Source organism: Methylobacterium sp. Leaf361 (genome assembly GCF_001424445.1).
In the GTDB taxonomy this organism is placed as follows: Bacteria; Pseudomonadota; Alphaproteobacteria; order Rhizobiales; family Beijerinckiaceae; genus Methylobacterium.
Genome location: NZ_LMPY01000012.1, coordinates 368,280 through 385,867 on the forward strand (window position 1 = coordinate 368,280; position 17,588 = coordinate 385,867).

At 72.7% G+C, this 17,588-nt stretch carries 14 protein-coding genes; 10 read left to right on the plus strand and 4 right to left on the minus strand.

Annotated features, from left to right (window positions below; all coding sequences use genetic code 11):
* Nucleotides 1-58 precede the first annotated feature (58 nt).
* From nusA to ASG32_RS11350, 8 genes are all read left to right on the plus strand, one after another.
* Complete coding sequence (gene nusA / locus ASG32_RS11315; protein ID WP_056525765.1) at nucleotides 59-1,684, plus strand: transcription termination factor NusA; 1,626 nt, start codon at nucleotides 59-61, stop codon at nucleotides 1,682-1,684.
* Between the two features lie 25 nt (nucleotides 1,685-1,709).
* Nucleotides 1,710-2,432, plus strand: a complete 723-nt coding sequence (locus tag ASG32_RS11320) for an RNA-binding protein (protein ID WP_020092717.1) — start codon at nucleotides 1,710-1,712, stop codon at nucleotides 2,430-2,432.
* 76 nt (nucleotides 2,433-2,508) lie between these two features.
* Nucleotides 2,509-5,445 carry a translation initiation factor IF-2 gene (gene infB / locus ASG32_RS11325; protein WP_056525768.1) on the plus strand — a complete coding sequence of 979 codons (2,937 nt, stop codon included), beginning with the start codon at nucleotides 2,509-2,511 and terminating at the stop codon, nucleotides 5,443-5,445.
* A 104-nt stretch (nucleotides 5,446-5,549) separates the two neighbouring features.
* Entirely contained in the window at nucleotides 5,550-5,978 is a 429-nt protein-coding gene (rbfA, locus tag ASG32_RS11330; RefSeq protein ID WP_020092715.1) for a 30S ribosome-binding factor RbfA, read from the plus strand.
* A 66-nt stretch (nucleotides 5,979-6,044) separates the two neighbouring features.
* On the plus strand, nucleotides 6,045-7,061 hold the full coding sequence (gene truB / locus ASG32_RS11335) for a tRNA pseudouridine(55) synthase TruB (RefSeq protein WP_056525771.1): 1,017 nt from the start codon (nucleotides 6,045-6,047) through the stop codon (nucleotides 7,059-7,061).
* A 128-nt stretch (nucleotides 7,062-7,189) separates the two neighbouring features.
* A complete protein-coding gene (locus tag ASG32_RS11340) occupies nucleotides 7,190-8,575 on the plus strand; it encodes a dihydrolipoyl dehydrogenase (RefSeq protein ID WP_056526152.1) in 1,386 nt (461 codons plus the stop codon).
* An 84-nt stretch (nucleotides 8,576-8,659) separates the two neighbouring features.
* Entirely contained in the window at nucleotides 8,660-11,272 is a 2,613-nt protein-coding gene (locus ASG32_RS11345) for a histidine kinase dimerization/phosphoacceptor domain -containing protein (protein WP_056525774.1), read from the plus strand.
* Complete coding sequence (locus ASG32_RS11350; protein WP_056525777.1) at nucleotides 11,269-11,862, plus strand: biliverdin-producing heme oxygenase; 594 nt, start codon at nucleotides 11,269-11,271, stop codon at nucleotides 11,860-11,862. Before ASG32_RS11345 ends, ASG32_RS11350 begins: the two co-directional genes overlap by 4 nt.
* Nucleotides 11,863-11,867: 5 nt before the next feature.
* Here ASG32_RS11350 and ASG32_RS11355 read toward each other — a convergent pair whose 3' ends face one another.
* Nucleotides 11,868-12,761, minus strand: coding sequence for a LysR family transcriptional regulator (locus tag ASG32_RS11355; protein ID WP_056525779.1), 894 nt, complete (start codon nucleotides 12,759-12,761; stop codon nucleotides 11,868-11,870).
* A 100-nt stretch (nucleotides 12,762-12,861) separates the two neighbouring features.
* Between ASG32_RS11355 and ASG32_RS11360 the strand changes: the two genes are divergently transcribed.
* The gene (locus ASG32_RS11360) at nucleotides 12,862-13,308 is read left to right on the plus strand and encodes a DMT family transporter (RefSeq protein WP_056525785.1); all 447 of its coding nucleotides are present in this window, start codon (nucleotides 12,862-12,864) and stop codon (nucleotides 13,306-13,308) included.
* Between the two features lie 109 nt (nucleotides 13,309-13,417).
* On the opposite strand, the gene gmk is transcribed toward ASG32_RS11360, so the two are convergent.
* Both gmk and ASG32_RS11370 read right to left on the minus strand, forming a co-directional pair.
* Nucleotides 13,418-14,080, minus strand: a complete 663-nt coding sequence (gene gmk / locus ASG32_RS11365) for a guanylate kinase (protein WP_056525786.1) — start codon at nucleotides 14,078-14,080, stop codon at nucleotides 13,418-13,420.
* A gap of 76 nt (nucleotides 14,081-14,156) precedes the next feature.
* Nucleotides 14,157-15,014 (minus strand): YicC/YloC family endoribonuclease, encoded by an 858-nt coding sequence (locus ASG32_RS11370; protein WP_056526155.1) that lies wholly within the window; start codon nucleotides 15,012-15,014, stop codon nucleotides 14,157-14,159.
* A 353-nt stretch (nucleotides 15,015-15,367) separates the two neighbouring features.
* Between ASG32_RS11370 and ASG32_RS11375 the strand changes: the two genes are divergently transcribed.
* Entirely contained in the window at nucleotides 15,368-16,003 is a 636-nt protein-coding gene (locus ASG32_RS11375) for a PAS domain-containing protein (protein ID WP_244491892.1), read from the plus strand.
* 49 nt (nucleotides 16,004-16,052) lie between these two features.
* Here the strand turns inward: ASG32_RS11375 and mltG are convergent, their stop codons facing one another.
* Nucleotides 16,053-17,468, minus strand: coding sequence for an endolytic transglycosylase MltG (gene mltG / locus ASG32_RS11380; protein ID WP_056525797.1), 1,416 nt, complete (start codon nucleotides 17,466-17,468; stop codon nucleotides 16,053-16,055).
* Between the last annotated feature and the right edge of the window lie 120 nt (nucleotides 17,469-17,588).

A 17,588-nucleotide genomic window follows, 5' to 3' on the forward strand; every position in this document is an offset into this window, starting at 1 on the left:
GTGTCGGCCGTCACGCGGCCGACCCGAAAAATTTGACGGAAGAGAAGGACCGACACCGATGGCCGTCGTCAGCGCCAACAGGCTCGAACTCCTCCAGATCGCCGACGCGGTCGCCCGCGAGAAGGTGATCGACCGCTCCATCGTGATCGACGCGATGGAGGAAGCGATCGCCAAGGCGGCCCGCTCGCGCTACGGCGCCGAGACCGACGTTCACGCCGAGATCGACAACAAGACCGGGGCGCTGCGCCTGTCGCGCCACCTCCTGGTCGTCGACGAGGTGGAGAACGACGCCCGCGAGATCACCCTGGATCAGGCCCGCCGCTACAACCCCGGCGCGCTGGTCGGCGACGTCATCTCCGACACCCTGCCGCCCTTCGATTTCGGTCGCGTGGCCGCGCAGTCGGCCAAGCAGGTCATCGTCCAGAAGGTGCGCGACGCCGAGCGCGCCCGCCAGTTCGACGAGTACAAGGACCGCATCGGCGAGATCCTCAACGGCATCGTGAAGCGGGTCGAGTACGGCAACGTCATCGTGGATCTCGGCCGCGGCGAGGGCATCGTGCGCCGGGACGAGATGATCCCGCGCGAGACCTTCCGGCCGGGCGACCGCATCCGCTCCTACCTGTTCGACGTGCGCTCGGAAGTGCGCGGCCCGCAGATCTTCCTGTCGCGCTCGCACCCGCAGTTCATGGCCAAGCTGTTCGGCCAGGAAGTGCCGGAGATCTACGACGGCATCGTCGAGGTGAAGGCGGTGGCCCGCGATCCGGGCTCGCGCGCCAAGATCGCGGTGATCTCGCGCGACGGCAGCATCGATCCCGTGGGCGCCTGCGTGGGTATGCGGGGATCTCGCGTGCAGGCCGTCGTCGGCGAGCTGCAGGGCGAGAAGATCGACATCATCCCGTGGTCCGAGGACGAGGCGACCTTCATCGTCAACGCCCTCCAGCCCGCCGAGGTGGTGAAGGTGGTGCTCGACGAGGAGGCCGACCGCATCGAGGTGGTGGTGCCGGACGACCAGCTGTCGCTGGCGATCGGCCGCCGCGGCCAGAACGTGCGCCTCGCCTCGCAGCTCACCGGCTGGGACATCGACATCCTGACCGAGGCCGAGGAATCGGAGCGCCGCCAGAAGGAGTTCGCCGAGCGGACCCAGGTGTTCATGGAGGCGCTCGACGTCGACGAGACCGTCGGCCAGCTGCTCGCCGCGGAAGGCTTCCGCAACGTCGAGGAGATCGCCTACGTCGACATCCAGGAGCTCTCCGGCATCCAGGGTCTCGACGAGGAGACCGGCACGGAGATCCAGGCCCGCGCCCAGGACCACCTCGCCCGGATCGAGCAGGCGCACGACGCCCGCCGCACCGAGCTCGGCGTCGCCGACGAGCTGCGCGAGATCGAGGGCATCACCACGCCCATGATGGTCGCCCTCGGCGAGAACGACGTGAAGACCGTCGAGGATCTGGCGGGCTGCGCCACCGACGACCTCGTCGGCTACACGGAGGGCCGCGGTCCCGAGGCCGTGCGCCACGCCGGCTACCTCGACGGGTTCGACCTGTCCCGCGCCGAGGCCGAGGCCCTGATCATGGCCGCCCGCCTGAAGGCCGGCTGGATCGAGGCCCTGCCGGAGCCGGAGGCCGAGGAGGGTGCCGAGGCGGCCGAGGGCGACGAGGCCGCCCCCGCGCAGGCCGAGGCCTGAGGCGGGCGCCGGCGGCGGAGGCGCAATGGTCGCGGTCGACACGACCCTGCCCGAGGACGGGCTGGATGCCGGGGGGCTCGATGCCGGCCCCGGCCGCCGCTCGCCCGAGCGGACCTGCATCGTCACGCGCGTCGTCCAGGCGCCGGACGCGATGATCCGGTTCGTGCGCGGGCCGGACGGCAGCGTCGTGCCCGACCTGCGCGCCAAGCTTCCGGGCCGCGGCGCCTGGATCAGCGCCCGGCGCGAGGCTGTCGCGACCGCGGTGCGGAAGAACCTGTTCTCGCGGGCGTTCAAGGGGCCGACCCCGGCCGCCCCCGACCTGCCGGACCGGATCGCCGCCGGGCTGCGGGACGACCTGCGGCAGGCCATCGCCATGGCCAACAAGGCGGGCTGCGTGGTCGCGGGCTTCTCGAAGGTCGAGGCCGCGATCGGCGGGCAGCCGGGTGCCATTGCGGTGATTCATGCCGCCGAGGCGAGCCCGGACGGCCGGCGCAAGATCGCGTCGGCCTTGCACAGGCGCCACGGCGGGGCCATGTCAAGGATCCCGATCATCGATGACCTGTCCGAGGACGAATTGGACATGGCCTTAGGTCGGGATCATGTGATACACGCTGCGCTCGTCGCAGGAGCCGGAGCCGCCGGCTGCCTGTCGCGTTGGCGTCGGCTACGCTCCTTCGAGGGCGCCGCCGCGGCGACCGGGGAGCCCGATCCAGCCCGAATCGGCGGGATCGACGAAGCCTCACGTTGACGACGCAGGACTATTTTGACCGGCGCCACCGGGTGTCGGTTCACGGGACGATGGAAACCCTCAGGGTTCAGGCTGAATGAGCGATACGAACAACCCGGGCGACAAGACTCTGAACCGGACTTCCCCGAAGCCGCTCGGCCTCAAGCGGCCGATCGAGGCGGGCACCGTGCGTCAGAGCTTCTCCCATGGCCGCTCCAAGCAGGTCGTGGTCGAGACGGTGAAGCGCCGCGTGATCGGTGCGGCACCGGCCGCGCCTGCCCGCGAGCCTGCCCCCGCCCCGCGCCCGGCAGCCGCCGCGCCGACGGCGCCGCCCCCGCGTCCGGCGCAGCGCGCCGCCTCGGGTGTCGTCCTCCGCACCCTGAGCGAGCAGGAGAGCGCGGCCCGCGCCGCAGCCCTCGCCGACGCGCAGCGTCGCGAGGCCGAAGCGCGCCAGAAGGCGGAAGCCGAAGCCGCGGCGCGCCGCCGCGAGGCCGAGGAGCAGGCCCGCCGCGAGCGTGAGGCCGCCGAGGCCCGCCGCCGCGAGGAGGAAGAGCGCAAGGCAGCGGCCGCTGCCGCCGCCGCGGAAGCGGCCGAGGCAGCCAAGGCTGCTGCCGCGGCTCCGCCTCCCGCGCCTGCCGCTCCGGCTCCCGCCGCCGAGGCTGCCGCCGCCGCGCCGTCCAGCCCGGCTCCGGCACCTGCCCAGCCCGCCGCCACGCCGGCCCGCCCGGCGGCCGCCGCCGCTGCTCCGGCCCGTCCGGCCGCTCCGGCCCGTCAGACCGAGGCCGCGCGTCCGGCCGCGGTGCGTGCCACGCCCGCCGCTGCTCCGGCCGCTCCGCGTCCGCCTCTGACGCCGCGACCCTCCACGGGCGAGCCGCGCAAGACCATCACGGCTGACACGCGCAAGCCGCGCGACCTCAACTTCATGGCCCGTCCGGCCCCGGCCCCCGAGCCCGAGAAGAGCGCGACGCCGGCGACCGCGGCGCGTCCTGCCGGTGCGGGTGCCGCCGCGCGCCCGGCCGGTCGCGGAGCCCAGACCAACGACGATGAGTCCGAGACCAAGCGGGTGATCCGCCGTCCCGGCATGCCGCTCAAGATCATCACGCCGCCCAAGACGCCGAAGTCGCCGGGAGGCGACCGCAACCGCGGCCGTCTGACCATCGCGACCGCCACGTCGGGTGAGGACGAGCGCACGCGCTCCGTCGCCTCGTTCCGCCGCCGCCAGCAGCGGATGAGTGGCCGCGGCCATGTCGAGCAGAAAGAGAAGCTGTCCCGCGAGGTGACGATCCCCGAGACGATCACCATCCAGGAACTCGCCAACCGCATGTCGGAGCGGGCCGTGGACGTGATCCGCATGCTGATGAAGCAGGGCCAGATCCACAAGATCACCGACGTGATCGACTCGGACACCGCCCAGCTCATCGCCGAGGAACTCGGCCACACGGTCCGCCGCGTCGCCGAATCCGACGTCGAGGAGGGTCTGTCGTCCGACGAGCCGGATCTGGAGGAGGATCTCGATCCCCGTCCGCCGGTGGTCACCATCATGGGCCACGTCGATCACGGCAAGACGTCTCTGCTCGACGCGATCCGCAAGGCTAACGTGGTCGAAGGTGAGGCCGGCGGCATCACCCAGCACATCGGCGCCTATCAGGTCGCGTCGCCGTCCGGCGACATGATCACCTTCATCGACACCCCGGGCCACGCGGCGTTCACGTCGATGCGCGCCCGCGGCGCCAAGGTCACCGACATCGTGGTGATCGTGGTGGCGGCCGATGACGGCGTCATGCCCCAGACCATCGAGGCCATCCAGCACGCCAAGGCGGCCGGCGTCCCGATGATCATCGCGGTCAACAAGATCGACAAGCCGGACGCCAAGCCGGAGCGGGTCCGCACGGAACTGCTGCAGCACGACATCCAGGTCGAGTCGATGGGCGGTGAGACCCTCGAGTTCGAGGTCTCGGCCAAGACCGGCGACGGCCTGTCCGAGCTTCTGGAGGGCATCCAGATCCAGGCCGAGATCATGAACCTGCGCGCCAACGAGAAGCGCGACGGCGAGGGGACGGTCATCGAGGCCCAGCTCGACCGCGGTCGCGGCCCGGTGGCCACGGTCCTGGTCCAGCGCGGCACCCTCTTCACCGGCGACATCGTCGTGGCGGGCGCCGAGTGGGGCCGCGTGCGCGCCCTGATCGACGACCTCGGCGAGAACGTCCAGTATGCCGGCCCGTCCGTGCCGGTGGAGGTGCTGGGCTTCAACGGCACGCCCGATGCCGGCGACCGCGTGACCGTGGTGCCGAGCGAGGCCCGCGCCCGCGAGGTCACCGAGTACCGCGCCCGCCAGAAGCGCGAGCGCCAGAACGCCCGCACCGGCGGTGCCAACCGGTCGCTCGTCGACATGATGCGCGACCTGAAGGAAGGCGCCGGCCGCAAGGAGCTGCCGGTCGTCATCAAGGGCGACGTCCAGGGCTCAGTCGAGGCGATCTCGGGCGCGCTCGAGAAGCTCGGCAACGACGAGGTCGCGGCCCGCATCCTCCTGGCGGGTGTCGGCGGCATCACCGAGTCGGACATCACCCTGGCACAGGCCTCGAAGGCGGTCGTCATCGGCTTCAACGTGCGCGCCCTCAAGGAGGCCCGCGAGGCCGCCGAGCGGGCCGGCATCGAGATCCGGTACTACAACATCATCTACGATCTCGTGGACGACATCAAAGCCACGCTGTCGGGGATGCTGCCGCCGACCCTGCGGGAGGATCGCCTCGGCGAGGCGACCATCCAGGAGGTCTTCGAGGTCTCGAAGGTCGGCAAGGTCGCGGGTTGCCGCGTCACCGACGGCATCGTCGAGCGCGGCGCGCACGTTCGCCTGATCCGCGACAGCGTCGTGATCCACGAGGGCAAGCTCAAGACACTCAAGCGCTTCAAGGACGACGCGAAGGAAGTCACCTCCGGCCAGGAGTGCGGCATGGCCTTCGAGAACTTCGAGAACATGCGCGCGGGCGACGTGATCGAGTGCTACCGGGTCGAGGAGATCCGCCGCACCCTCTGACGCTCCGGACTCATCCGGACAGGGCGGCCGCGGCACCTGCCGCGGCCGTCTTTTCTTTTTTCAGGACGTGCGCCGTCCGCTCCGGCGGGCCGGCCCGAGACAGAATGGCCCAGAAACCGACCTCCACCGGCCCCTCGCAGCGCCAGCAGCGCGTGGCCGAACTCGTGCGCCACGCGCTGGCCGAGGTGCTCCAGCGCGGCGATATCCAGGATCCGGTGCTCGGCACGCATGTCGTGACCGTGCCGGAGGTGCGGATGTCGCCGGACCTGAAGCTCGCCACGGCCTACGTGATGCCGCTCGGCGGCCTCGACGAGGCGCCGGTGATCGCCGCCCTGGAGCGCCACCGGAAGGTGCTGCGCCAGGAGGTGGCCCGGCGGGTGAACCTGAAATTCGCGCCGGAACTGCGGTTCCGGCGGGACGAGACCTTCGACGAGGCCGCGCGCATCGACCGGCTGCTGCGGGACGAGCGGGTCCAGCGGGACCTCGAGTCCGGGCCCGAGGACGACGAACCGGAGACCGGGACGGGGCATTGAGTCCCGATACCAAGCAGAAAGGGACGGGGCATCGACCCCGGGGGACACGCGGACATGACGGTTTCCATGGAAGATTTTCCGCCGGCCGAGCGCCAGGCTCCCCCGCCGAGCGCTGAGCGCCGCGGGCCGGAGGGGCGCCGTCCGCAGCGCGGGCCGCGTCCGGACCGGCCGAAGCGCCGGGACGTCTCGGGCTGGGTGATCCTCGACAAGCATGTCGGCATGACCTCGACCCACGCGGTCGCGGTGGTGAAGCGCGCCTTCAACGCCAAGAAGGCCGGCCACGCCGGCACCCTCGACCCGCTGGCCTCCGGCATCCTGCCGATCGCCCTCGGCGAGGCGACCAAGACCGTCCCGTTCGTGATGGACGGCCGCAAGGCCTACCGGTTCACCGTCCAGTGGGGCATCGAGACCGACACCGACGATGCCGAGGGGCGTCCCGTCGCGACGAGCGACGCCCGCCCGGACCGGGCGGCGGTCGAAGCGGCGCTGCCGGCCTTCGTCGGCGCGATCGAGCAGGTGCCGCCGCGCTACTCGGCCATCAAGATCCAGGGCGAGCGCGCCTACGACCTCGCCCGCGAGGGCGAGACCGTGGAGCTGGTCGCCCGGCCGGTGCAGATCGACCGACTCGCCATCGTCGAGCACGACGGCGAGCGGACCGTGATCGAGGCCGAGTGCGGCAAGGGCACCTACGTGCGGGCCCTGGCCCGCGATCTCGGCCGGATGCTCGGCTGCTACGGCCACGTGGCCGCCCTGCGCCGGACCCGCGTCGGACCCTTCTCGGAAGCCGAGGCCTGCCCGGTCTCGGCCCTGACCGACGGCAGCCCCGAGGCGGCCCTCGCCTACCTGCGACCGGTGGAGACGGCCCTCGACGCCATCCCGGAGGTCGCGGTGTCGCGCGATCTGGGCCTGCGCCTGATGCGGGGGCAGTCGGTCATCCTGCGGGGCCGCGACGCCCCGGTGGAGGGCAAGGCCTTCGCGACCTGCGCCGGGATCCTGGTCGCCGTGGGCGACGTGGAGCGCGGCGAGCTGGTCCCGCACCGGGTGTTCCACCTCGGCGGCACGGCCCCTGGCCGCAGCGCCTGACACGCCGGCTCCGCGCCGCCGGAGCGCGCGGAGCCCCGGCCGGTCCAGGCCGGGCTGAGACGAGAGCGCGCAGGCGGAACGAACCTGAGCCGTGACGCTTTGGCCCCGGCGGACGGTCCGGAATGCTGATGCGTGAACTCGACTACGACGTGGCGGTGATCGGTGCCGGGACCGCCGGAATTGCGGCCCATCGCGCCGCGACGGCGGCGGGGGCGCGGTCGGTCCTGATCGAGCGCGGCCCCGGCGGCACGACCTGCGCGCGGGTCGGCTGCATGCCCTCGAAACTCCTGATTGCCGCGGGCACCGCCGCCCACGTCGCCCGCACCGCCGACCTGTTCGGCATCCGGGTTCCGGACGTCGCGGTGGACGGGCCCGCCGTGCTGCGGCGCCTCCGCGAAGAGCGCGACCGGTTCGTCGGCAGCGTCCTCGAAGGTCTCGACGATCTCCCCGAAGACGAGCGCCTCGGCGGCACGGCGCGGTTCGAGAGCGACCGCACCCTGCTGATCGACGACGCGATCCGGATCCGCTTCCGGGCCGCGGTCATCGCCACGGGCTCGAGCCCGATCGTCCCGGAGCCCCTGCGGGGCCTCGGCGCGGACGTCCTCACCACCGACACGCTCTTCGAGATCCCCGATCTCCCGGCCTCGCTGGCCGTTCTCGGGGCCGGTGCCGTCGGGATCGAGATCGCCCAGGCCATGGCCCGGCTCGGCGTCGCCGTCACGGTCATCGACGCGGGCGACACCGTCGCCGGCCTGACCGAGCCCGACCTCGCCCGGCAGGCCGCCGCGATCTTCGGTTCGGAGATGGATCTTCACCTCGGCGCCGAGGTTCGGGACGCCGTTGCGGACAGCGACGGCGTGCGTCTCGACTGGGTCGACCGCCACGGTCGCGACCAGGTCACGCGGGCGGCGCGGGTGCTGGCCGCCACCGGCCGTTCTCCGAACCTGGAGCCCCTCGGGCTGGAGGCGACCGGCCTTCGAATCGGCGAGACGGGCGTGCCGGACTTCGACCGGCGCAGCCTCGTCTGCGCCGGGGCACCGATCCTGATCGCCGGCGACGTCGACGGCTGGCGACCGGTGCTGCACGAGGCGAGCCGCCAGGGCACGATCGCGGGCGCCAACGCGGCCGCCCTCGTGGCGGGCCGCCCGGTCGCGACGCCGGAGCCGTGGACGAGCCTCGCGATGGTCTTCACCCATCCCCAGGCGGCGATGATCGGCGCGCCCTACGACCCGGAGGACGATCGACGGATCGTCGGCGCCCTGGATTTCTCCGGCCAGGGGCGCGCCCGCGTGGAGGGACTGAACCGCGGCGGCATGCGGATATGGGCCGATCGGTCCGGGCGGCTGCTCGGGGGCGAGATGCTCGGGCCGGCCGTGGAACACCTCGCGCACCTGCTCACGTACGCCGTCGCCGACAAGCAGACGGCCCAGGCCGTGCATGATCGCCCGGTATACCATCCTACGGTTGAAGAAGGGCTTATCAGTATTATGTCTAAGATCATACAGAGAAGCTGAGGCGTTGATCTTGCTGACATCACTAGCATTGCGCTCGGCCATTTCGGTCGCCATACCGGTCTGAATGAGCCGGTTTCGCTCCTGATGCCGCCCAGCCAGGCCCCCGATACGGACGTCGATCTCGACGTCATCGCGCCGGACGCGCTCGACCGCCTCGACCAGGGCGTGATCGGGCTCGATGCGGCCGGCACCGTCGTGGCCTTCAGCGAGGGCGCGAGCGCGATCTCCGGGCTGTCGCGCGAGGCCGTCCTCGGGCGCGACTATTTCCGCGACGTGATGCCGGGCACCAACGTGCCGAGCTTCCGCGGCCGGTTCCTGGCGGGCGCGCGCCGCGGCGCCCTGGACGAGACCTTCGACTACGTCTTCGGCCGGCTACCGCAGCCGCTCCGGGCCCGGATCCACATGCGTCACGGCCAGATCGGCGGCACGCGCCCGGTGACGTGGCTGACCATCGATCCCGTCGAGAGCCTCGGCGCCGACCTGTCGCGCGAGGCCGTGATGGCGGCGATCGGCCGGCGGGTGCGCGCCGAGCCGGTGGATGCCAGCCTCTGCGAGCGCGAGCCGATCCACATCCCGGGCTCGATCCAGCCCAACGCCGTGATGCTCGCGGCCGATGCCGGAACCCTCCTGGTCGCGGCCTACTCGGCCAATGTCGGCGAGATCATCGACCCGATCGAGCCGCCGCTTGCGGGTCGGCCCCTGGCGGACGTGCTGCCGGCGGAGGTCGTCGCGGCGATCCGCGCGCGGCTGGCGAGCGGGACCCTCGAGGACGGCGCCTCCATGCGCCGGACCCTGACCTTTCCGGATCGCGGCGCCTATCACGCCGTCGTCCACGCCCATGCCGGCCGCGTCATCGTCGAGATGGAGCTCGAGCCGGACTCGGCCGACGATTTCGCCACGGCGAGCCAGGTCGATACCGAGCTGGCCGTCGGTCGCCTGCGCGAGGCCGGGACCCTGGCCGAGGCCGCCCGGATCGCGGCTCTCGAGATCCGGGCCCTGACCGGCTTCGAGGCGGTGCTGGTCTACCGTTTCGACCCGGACTGGAACGGCGAGGCCGTGGCCGAGGACAAGGTGCCGGGCTGGTCGCGCAGCCTGCTGGGCCTGCGTTTCCCCGCCTCCGACATTCCCGCCCAGGCCCGGGCCCTCTACACCAAGGCCAAGAGCCGCTTCGTCATCGACCGTGACAGCGTCCCGGTCGGGCTGGTCTCGGCCCCCGGCGCCGGCAACGGCCCGATCGACCTGACCTTCGCCCAGCATCGCACGCTCTCGCCGATCCACCTGGAGTACCAGCGCAACCTCGGCGTGAACGGGTCCATGTCGATCTCGATCATGGTCGAGGGGCGGCTGTGGGGCCTGATGATCGGCCACCACCGCCGCCCGCACTACGTCACGCCGGAGACGCGCGCGGCCGCCACGGTGCTCACCGACGCCTTCGCCATGCGGGTGCAGGAGATCGAGTCGCGCCGCCTCTGGGCCGAGCGGCAGGCGCATCTCGACGTCGAGGGGCGCCTCGTGCGCGGCCTGACGCGATCCGACGACTTCGTGGCCGCCCTGACGGCCGGGACGACGACGCTGCTCGACCTGTTCAGCGCCACCGGCGCCGGCATCGTCTCGGGCGAGCGGGTCACGCTGATCGGCCGGACCCCGCCGGCAGAGATGGTGGCGGCGATCGCCAGCTGGCTGCGGGCGCGCGTGCCGGAGGGCGAGGTCGTCTACAGCAGCGACAGCTTCGGCGCCGACTTTCCGGAGGCTGGGCCGCATCGCGAGATCGCCAGCGGCCTGCTCGCGGCCTTCGTGGACGATTCGCGCGAGAACTTGCTGGTTTGGTTCCGGCCCGAGGTGCCCAGCACGGTCACGTGGGGTGGCGACCCGCGCAAGCCCGTGCTCGCCGGAAGCGGTCCCGTGGCGGTGCTGCCCCGCAGCTCGTTCGAGCGCTGGGTCGAGGAGCGCACCGGCTTCGCCGCGCCGTTCGCGGAATGGCAGGTCCAGCTCGCCGGCTCCCTGGCCGAGGCGGTCGAGGGCGTGGTGCTGCGCCAGCGGCGCAAGATCGACGAGCTCACCGGCCTGCTCGCCGAGAAGGAGCGTCTGCTCGAGCAGAAGGACCTGCTCACGCGGGAGATCGACCACCGGGTCAAGAACTCCCTGCAGATCGTCTCGGCCTTCCTGCAGATGCAGCGGCGCCAGATCGCCGACGGCGAGGCCCGGCAGGCCTTCGCCGACACCTCCGCGCGGGTGATGAGCGTCGCGCGGGTGCACGACAGCCTGTACCAGGCGGATCGGTTCGACGAGGTCGATCTCGGCCAGACCATCGAGAGCCTGTGCAACGACCTCGCGGGGCTGGCTGGCGACGGGCACGCGGTCGACCTGTCGGCGGAGCCCGGCCTGATGGTGCCCTACCGCAAGGCCGTGGCGCTCTCGCTGATCGCCACGGAACTCGTCACCAACGCCTTCAAATACGCGGCCAACCCGGCGGGCATCGGCCGCGTCGAGGTCAGAGTCTCGGCCTCCGGCCCCGGCGAGATCCAGCTGCGCGTCTGCGACGACGGGGCCGGCCTGCCCGACGACTGGGCGGACGCCAAGGCGCGGAGCAAGGGCTCCGGCCTGGGCATGAAGCTGATCCGGGCGATGCTCGACCAGATCAACGCCAAGCTCACCGTCGCCAACACTCCCGGCGCCTGCTTCACGATCACCGCGTGAGATCCCGCGAAGGCCTGCACGCGCGGCTGCGCGCCGCGACCGATCCGGCCCACCGGGCGCTGGAGGCGTCCCTCGACTGGCAGGCGCGGGTGGCGACGCTCGGCGGCTACCGGGAGCTGCTGGGACGCCTCTACGGCTTCCATGCGGTCTGGGAATCGGCCATCGGGTCCGGGCTCGCCGACGAGCCGTTCCTGGCGCCGCGCCGCCGACTCGCGCTCCTCGCGGCCGACCTCGTCCATCTCGGCCTCCAGCCCGGCGCGGTCGCGGCGCTCCCGAGACCGGCCGCTCCGGTTCTCCGCGGGCCGGCCGCCGCCACGGGCGCGCTCTACGTGCTGGAGGGATCGACCCTCGGCGGGCAGCTGATCGGCCGCCACATCGCCGGCCTGCACGGCTTCTCCGACGCGGGGCTCGCCTATTACCGGGCGCACGGGCCCGCCGCGGGGGCGATGTGGGCCGCCTTCCGCACGCGCCTGGACGCGTTCGGCGACGACCCGGCCGCGGAGGCCGCGCTCACCGGCGCGGCCGTGTCGACCTTCGCGGCGATGCGCGCGTGGCTCTGCCCGGTCCCGGAGCTGCCGGCCGCCGCCTGAGCCGCTCAGGCGGCGACGAGGGCGTCGCGCTCCGCCGCCAGATGGAGCATCAGCCGCTCGACGAGCCGCCCCGGTGGCCGGCCCGCCGGCCGGAGCAGCAGCGTCTCGATGGGAATCTCGGGCCGGAACGGCCGCAGCACGATGGGCAGCCCGCCGAGCGCCCGTGCCGGGACCGGATCGACGATGGCGGCGCCGAGTCCCTCGGCGACGAGGCCGCAGCGGGCCGCCGTGTACTCGGCCATCAGGGCGAAGCGCGGCGTCGCGCCGGCGCTCGCGAAGGCCGCCTCGGTGGCCGCCTGCACGGGGCTCGACCCGGCCGCGATCAGCGGCACCCCGGCGAGATCCGCCGCCGTGACGACGCGCCGGCGGGCCAGGGCGTGCCCGCGGGGCAGCGCGCACACGGCCGCGACCCGCAGGAACGGCTCGGCGCTCACCCCGGCATGGCCGGAGCGCGGCCGGGCCAGGCCGAGGTCACACTGGCCCGAGGCGGTCCACGACCAGATCGTGTCGGGGCTGGGGACGTGGACCGAGATGCGCAGATCCGGGCATTCCGCGTCGAGGCGGCGAATGGCGCGCGGCAGCAATCCGGCGGCCAGGGAGGGCTGGCAGGCGACGCGCAATCCGCCGGTGCCGCGCTCGCGGATCCGGCGCGCGGCCTGCTGCAGGTGATCGAGGCCCGCGTAGGTCTGCGCGACCTCCTGGGCGAAGGCCTCGCCCTCCGGGGTCGGGAACGCGTTGCCGTGCCCGCGCACGAACAGCGCGAAGCCGAGGGCCGCCTCCAGCTGCGCGATGGCGCGGCTGATATGGGGCTGCCCGATGCCCAGGACCTCGGCGGCCCGCGTCATGCCGCCGTGGCGCATCACGGCGCGGAAGAGGTCGAGATGTGCGGGGTTCATCATGCCGAAACTGCATGGACGCGGGTCAGCGCGGCATTTGACGGCATCGGCCGGGACGGTTGTCAATGCCGCCCGCCGTCCCGACCCCGAGGCCCGTCCCGCAATGCTCGCCTTCGCGCTCTCCGCCCTGCTCGCCGTGCTGGCGGGCGCCGGCCTCGTCCTGCAGCAGATCCTGAACGCCAATCTCCGCGCGGGCCTCGATTCGGCGTCCTGGGCCGGCGTCTCCAGCTACGCGGTCGGCCTCGCCTGCATGGCGCTCCTTGCCGCCGCCCTGCGCGATCCGGTGCCGACGACGAGCGTGGCGGAGCGGATCCCGTGGTGGACCTGGAGCGGCGGCCTGTTCGGCGCGGTGTTCATCGGGCTCGCGATCCTGCTGGTCCCGAAGCTCGGCGCCGCGACCTTCTTCGCGCTCCTCGTCACGGGCCAGATGGTCGCCTCGGTGCTGTTCGACCACGCCGGCCTGCTCGGCCTCGCGCAGCGGCCCGTCGACCTGCCGCGCCTCCTGGGGATCGCGCTCCTGATCGGCGGCGTCGTGCTGATCCGCCGCTAGAGCCGTGCGCGATCGCGCTGCAACCGAGCACGGCTCCAAGCCTTTGTCTTGACACGCTCTCTTGCGCCGGACCGGTATCCACTTCGGCGGAGAGCGCTCCAGGGCCGGATCAGGGCGTCTCGGCCAGCAGTCCCTCGACGAAGGGGGCGAGTCCGGTGCGGCGCGCCCGCCGGAGACGCTCGGCCGCCAGGATCCCCTGGAGGGCCCGGAAGGCGTTCTGCAGGTCGTCGTTGACGATGACGTAGTCGTACTCGACCCAGCGCTGGATCTCGGTCCGGGCGTTGGCGAGACGCTTCTCGATCGTCTCGGCGGAATCCTCCGCCCGGCGCTCCAGGCGCTGGCGCAGCTCGGCCATGCTGGGCGGCAGGATGAAGACCGTCACCACGTCCTGGGCGAGCTTGGACCGCACCTGCCGCGTGCCCTGGTAGTCGATGTCGAAGATCATATCCCGGCCGGAGCCCAGCACCTTCTCCACCGGCCGACGGGGCGTGCCGTAGAAGTTGCCGTGGACCTCGGCCCATTCGAGCAGATCGTCGCGCTCGCGCAGGTCGTCGAACGCCTCGCGATCGATGAAATGGTAGTGCCGCCCGTCGATCTCCGAGGGACGCCGCCCCCGCGTGGTCACCGAGATCGACAGGTCGAGCGCCCAGCTCGGATCCTGCGCGATCGCCCGCGTCAGGGTGGTCTTCCCCGCGCCCGAGGGCGAGGAGAGGATCAGGATCAACCCGCGCCGCGCGATCGAGTCGGAGACGCTCCCGGCCGGCTCGGTCATGCGCGTGGCTCCCCGACGTTTCGCATCCGTATCCTCACGTCCCGATCCGGCATCGTGCCCGGCATCGTGCCCGGCATCATTCGATGTTCTGCACCTGCTCGCGGAACTGCTCGACCACGGCCTTCAGGTCGAGTCCGATCCGCGACAGGCTGATATCGTTGGCCTTGGCGCACAGGGTGTTGGCCTCGCGGCCGAATTCCTGGGCCAGGAAGTCCAGCCGCCGGCCGATCGCGCCACCGGCCGCCAGCAGGTCCCGGGCGCTCGCCACGTGGGCGCGGAGCCGGTCCAGCTCCTCGCGGACATCCGCCTTGCCGGCGAGCAGCATCGCCTCCTGGTGCAGGCGGTCCGGGTCGAGGCCGCTGCCGCCGAGGGCCGCGACGGCCGCCTCCAGCCGTGCCCGCACGGCCTCGGGCTGGCGGGCCGGGTTCTCCTCGGCGGCCTGGGTCAGCGCGGCGATCCGGTCGACCTGGGCGGTGACGACCTGCTCGAGCTGGCGCCCCTCGGCGCGGCGCGCCTCGACGAGATCCGCGACCAGCTGGACCACGCCCGCGGCCAGGTCCCGGGCGAGGGTGTCGGTGTCGGCCGCCTCGTCCTCGACCTCGATCACGCCGCGCACGCCGAGCAGCCCGTCCATCGTGGCGGGGGCCACGCCCTCGGGGACCGGCACCCGGGCCACCGCCTGGGCGAGGCTCGCCAGGAGGGTCTCGTTGATCCGCACCCGCGCGGTCGTCTCCGGCTTGGTGAGGGTCAGCGTCAGCTGGCACTGCCCGCGGGTGAGTGTCTTCTGGAGCGCGGTGCGCGCGGTCTCGCCGAGCCCGTCATAGCCGGCCGGCACGCGGGTGCGCACGTCGAGGCCGCGCCCGTTGACGCTGCGGACCTCCCAGGCCCAGTGTACCGGTCCGGCACTGCCCGCCGTCCGGGCGAAACCGGTCATGCTCGCGATCTGGGCCACGCCGACCCCCGTCCCCGTGAAGATCGGGGCCTGTAGCACGGATCACTCCGGTGGGAAGAGGCCGGTCGCCGCCGTCGCCGCGTCGCGAGGCGCGTCGGGCGCGCGTCGAGCGCGCCGCACGCCCGGCCATCTCGGGCGGCGCCGTGCAGTCGAGCGGCACCCGGCACGCTGTTGGGACCGGTAGGGCCGCCCGCCCGCGAAGCGGGCCCCGTCCGCCGTCGCCCGCGCGGTCGCGGTGGTCACGTTTTCACTTTCGTGTCGCGCGGCCGACGTTGCATTCCGCAGTGAAGGTGTGCTCGAAATCCCGCTCGTCTGCACATGAACTCGGATGGCGCATGCCGCGATCAGTATTGGGGAGGACCGCGCTCACGCCGTTCGGGATGTCCGCGCTGGGCGTCGGCATCTGGGAGGATGCGCCGCACACGGGATGCGTGCGCGGGGACGCGACGATGGCGCGGATCTTCGGCCTGACCGAGGCCGAGGCGGCGGACGGCATCACCTGGGAGCGGCTCTCCGCGCTCTTCCACCCGGAGGACCTCGCCCGGGACCAGAGCGAGCGCCGTCGCGTCCGCGAGGAGGGCGGTCTCTTCGCCTGGGAGCACCGCATCGTGCCCGCGCCGGGCGTCGTGCGCTGGGTCCTGGCGCGGGGCCGGTTCGAGCGCCGCGCGGACGGGCACATCTACGGTCGGGGCATCGTGATCGACATCACCGACAGCCGGGTCGACGGCCCGTACGAGCCGCCGGTCGGTTTTCTCGGGGCTCCGACCGAGCCGGGGACCGCCGTCGAGCGGATGGCCGATTACGCGATGCGCCTGTGGGAGCTGGTCGGCGATCTCGGGCCCGGCGAGGCGACGCGGGTGCAGCCGCTGCTCGAAGCGCTGCTCTACGAGCTGGGACGGCAGATCGCGGCCTCGCTGTCGGGCGAGCCGCCGGAGGCGCCGCGGCGCCCGCGGAACCCGCGGGCGCATTGAGGGTGGCCCCGACGGCGCCGAAGCCGGCGGCGCGGACCGGCGCGGCTGCCTAGCGGCGGCCGCGCGGCGCCGGTGCCGGCTCGCTCAGGGTCGGGACCGTCTTGGGCGAGCCCAGATCGTAGCTGCGGTTCTTGAGGGGATCGAGGCGGGTGCCCTCGGAGGCGTCGAAGGCGCGCGTGCCCGGCGTGCCGGTATCCAGGGCGAAGGCCGCGTTGGTGTTGATCCCGTTGCCCGCGGGGGCGCCGCCCGGCGCGTAGGCCGAGGCGCGGCCCGGCGTGGTCGAATCCGGGCCCGGCTCGACCTTGTCGACGGCGTCCGGCGGCGCCTGCCGGCTCTTCTCGACCGCCCGCCAGCGGGCGACGTTGCGCTGGTGCGCCTCGAGGGAATCGGCGAAGGCGTGGCCGCCGGTGCCGTCCGCGACGAAGTACAGGTCCTTGGTCCGGGAGGGGTTGGCCACCGCCTCCAGGGCGGCGCGGCCGGGATTGGCGATCGGCCCCGGCGGGAGGCCCTCGATCACGTAGGTGTTGTAGGGGGTCGGCCGGTCGATCTCGGAGCGCAGGATCCCGCGGCCGAGGGTGCCGCGCCCGCCCACGAGCCCGTAGACGATTGTGGGGTCGGATTGCAGCTTCATCCGCTTGTTGAGGCGGTTGATGAAGACGCCGGCCACCCGGGGCCGCTCGTCGGCGCGGCCGGTCTCCTTCTCGACGATGGAGGCGAGGGTCACCATCTCGGCCGGGGTCCGCACCGGCACGTCGGCGCTGCGCCGCAGCCAGATCTGGTTCAGGACCTCGCGCTGCTTGGCCTTCATCAGGTTGACGATCTGCTGCCGGGTGGCGCCGCGCTCGAACTTGTAGGTATCCGGCAGGAGCGAGCCTTCCGGGGGGATCTCGTTGATCTCGCCGGCGAGCACGTCGTTGTCGTTGAGGCGGTTGACGATCTGCTCGGAGGTCAGGCCCTCCGGGAAGGTGATGGCGTGCTGGACCTGCCGGCCCGTGGCGATCGTGTCGAGCGCGTCGGAGATGCTCGCGTGCGCCTTGAAGACGTACTCGCCGGCCCGCAGCGCCGGCCGGCCGCCGAAGCGGGCGGCGAACTCGAACAGGCCGGTATGGTCGATCACGCCCTCGCGCTTCAGGGTCTCGGCGATCTCGGCCGTCCCGCTGTGGGTCGGGATGACCACGACCTTGTCGGCCGCGAGCGGGCCCGGCTCGCGCACCTGCCGCTGGAACAGCGTGATCCCGATCATTGCCGCGATGGCGATGACGACCGCGAAGGTCAGGGCGCCGCTGATCAGGCCCACGAGGCCGCTCCGCTCGCGCTCGGGCTTCTCCGGCGGCGGGGGCGCGACGGTCGGCTTGATCGCCTCGCCGGGCGAGCGCGGCGACAGCCGCTGCGGCAGGGCGGGCTCGTCCGTCGGATCCTGCGCGGCGGTCTCGGGCGCGGGCGTCTTTGAGCGGCGGAAGAACATCGGGATCCTGTCTGGGCCCGCGCGACCCGTAACGCGTCGCGGGCCGGGATCGGCTGCCCGCAACCGGGTGCGCACGTCGAGGGGCGTAACCCTAGTCGGGTTTGTGGCGAAATTGCCGTT

Coding starts and splice junctions, on each gene's coding strand:
- ASG32_RS11340 (WP_056526152.1), top strand. CDS start 7,190: ATGCGTGAACTCGACTACGACGTGGCGGTGATCGGTGCCGGGACCGCC.
- mltG (WP_056525797.1), bottom strand. CDS start 17,468: ATGTTCTTCCGCCGCTCAAAGACGCCCGCGCCCGAGACCGCCGCGCAG.
- ASG32_RS11375 (WP_244491892.1), top strand. CDS start 15,368: ATGCCGCGATCAGTATTGGGGAGGACCGCGCTCACGCCGTTCGGGATG.
- ASG32_RS11370 (WP_056526155.1), bottom strand. CDS start 15,014: ATGACCGGTTTCGCCCGGACGGCGGGCAGTGCCGGACCGGTACACTGG.
- truB (WP_056525771.1), top strand. CDS start 6,045: ATGGAAGATTTTCCGCCGGCCGAGCGCCAGGCTCCCCCGCCGAGCGCT.
- infB (WP_056525768.1), top strand. CDS start 2,509: ATGAGCGATACGAACAACCCGGGCGACAAGACTCTGAACCGGACTTCC.
- nusA (WP_056525765.1), top strand. CDS start 59: ATGGCCGTCGTCAGCGCCAACAGGCTCGAACTCCTCCAGATCGCCGAC.
- ASG32_RS11320 (WP_020092717.1), top strand. CDS start 1,710: ATGGTCGCGGTCGACACGACCCTGCCCGAGGACGGGCTGGATGCCGGG.
- gmk (WP_056525786.1), bottom strand. CDS start 14,080: ATGACCGAGCCGGCCGGGAGCGTCTCCGACTCGATCGCGCGGCGCGGG.
- rbfA (WP_020092715.1), top strand. CDS start 5,550: ATGGCCCAGAAACCGACCTCCACCGGCCCCTCGCAGCGCCAGCAGCGC.
- ASG32_RS11360 (WP_056525785.1), top strand. CDS start 12,862: ATGCTCGCCTTCGCGCTCTCCGCCCTGCTCGCCGTGCTGGCGGGCGCC.
- ASG32_RS11355 (WP_056525779.1), bottom strand. CDS start 12,761: ATGATGAACCCCGCACATCTCGACCTCTTCCGCGCCGTGATGCGCCAC.
- ASG32_RS11345 (WP_056525774.1), top strand. CDS start 8,660: ATGCCGCCCAGCCAGGCCCCCGATACGGACGTCGATCTCGACGTCATC.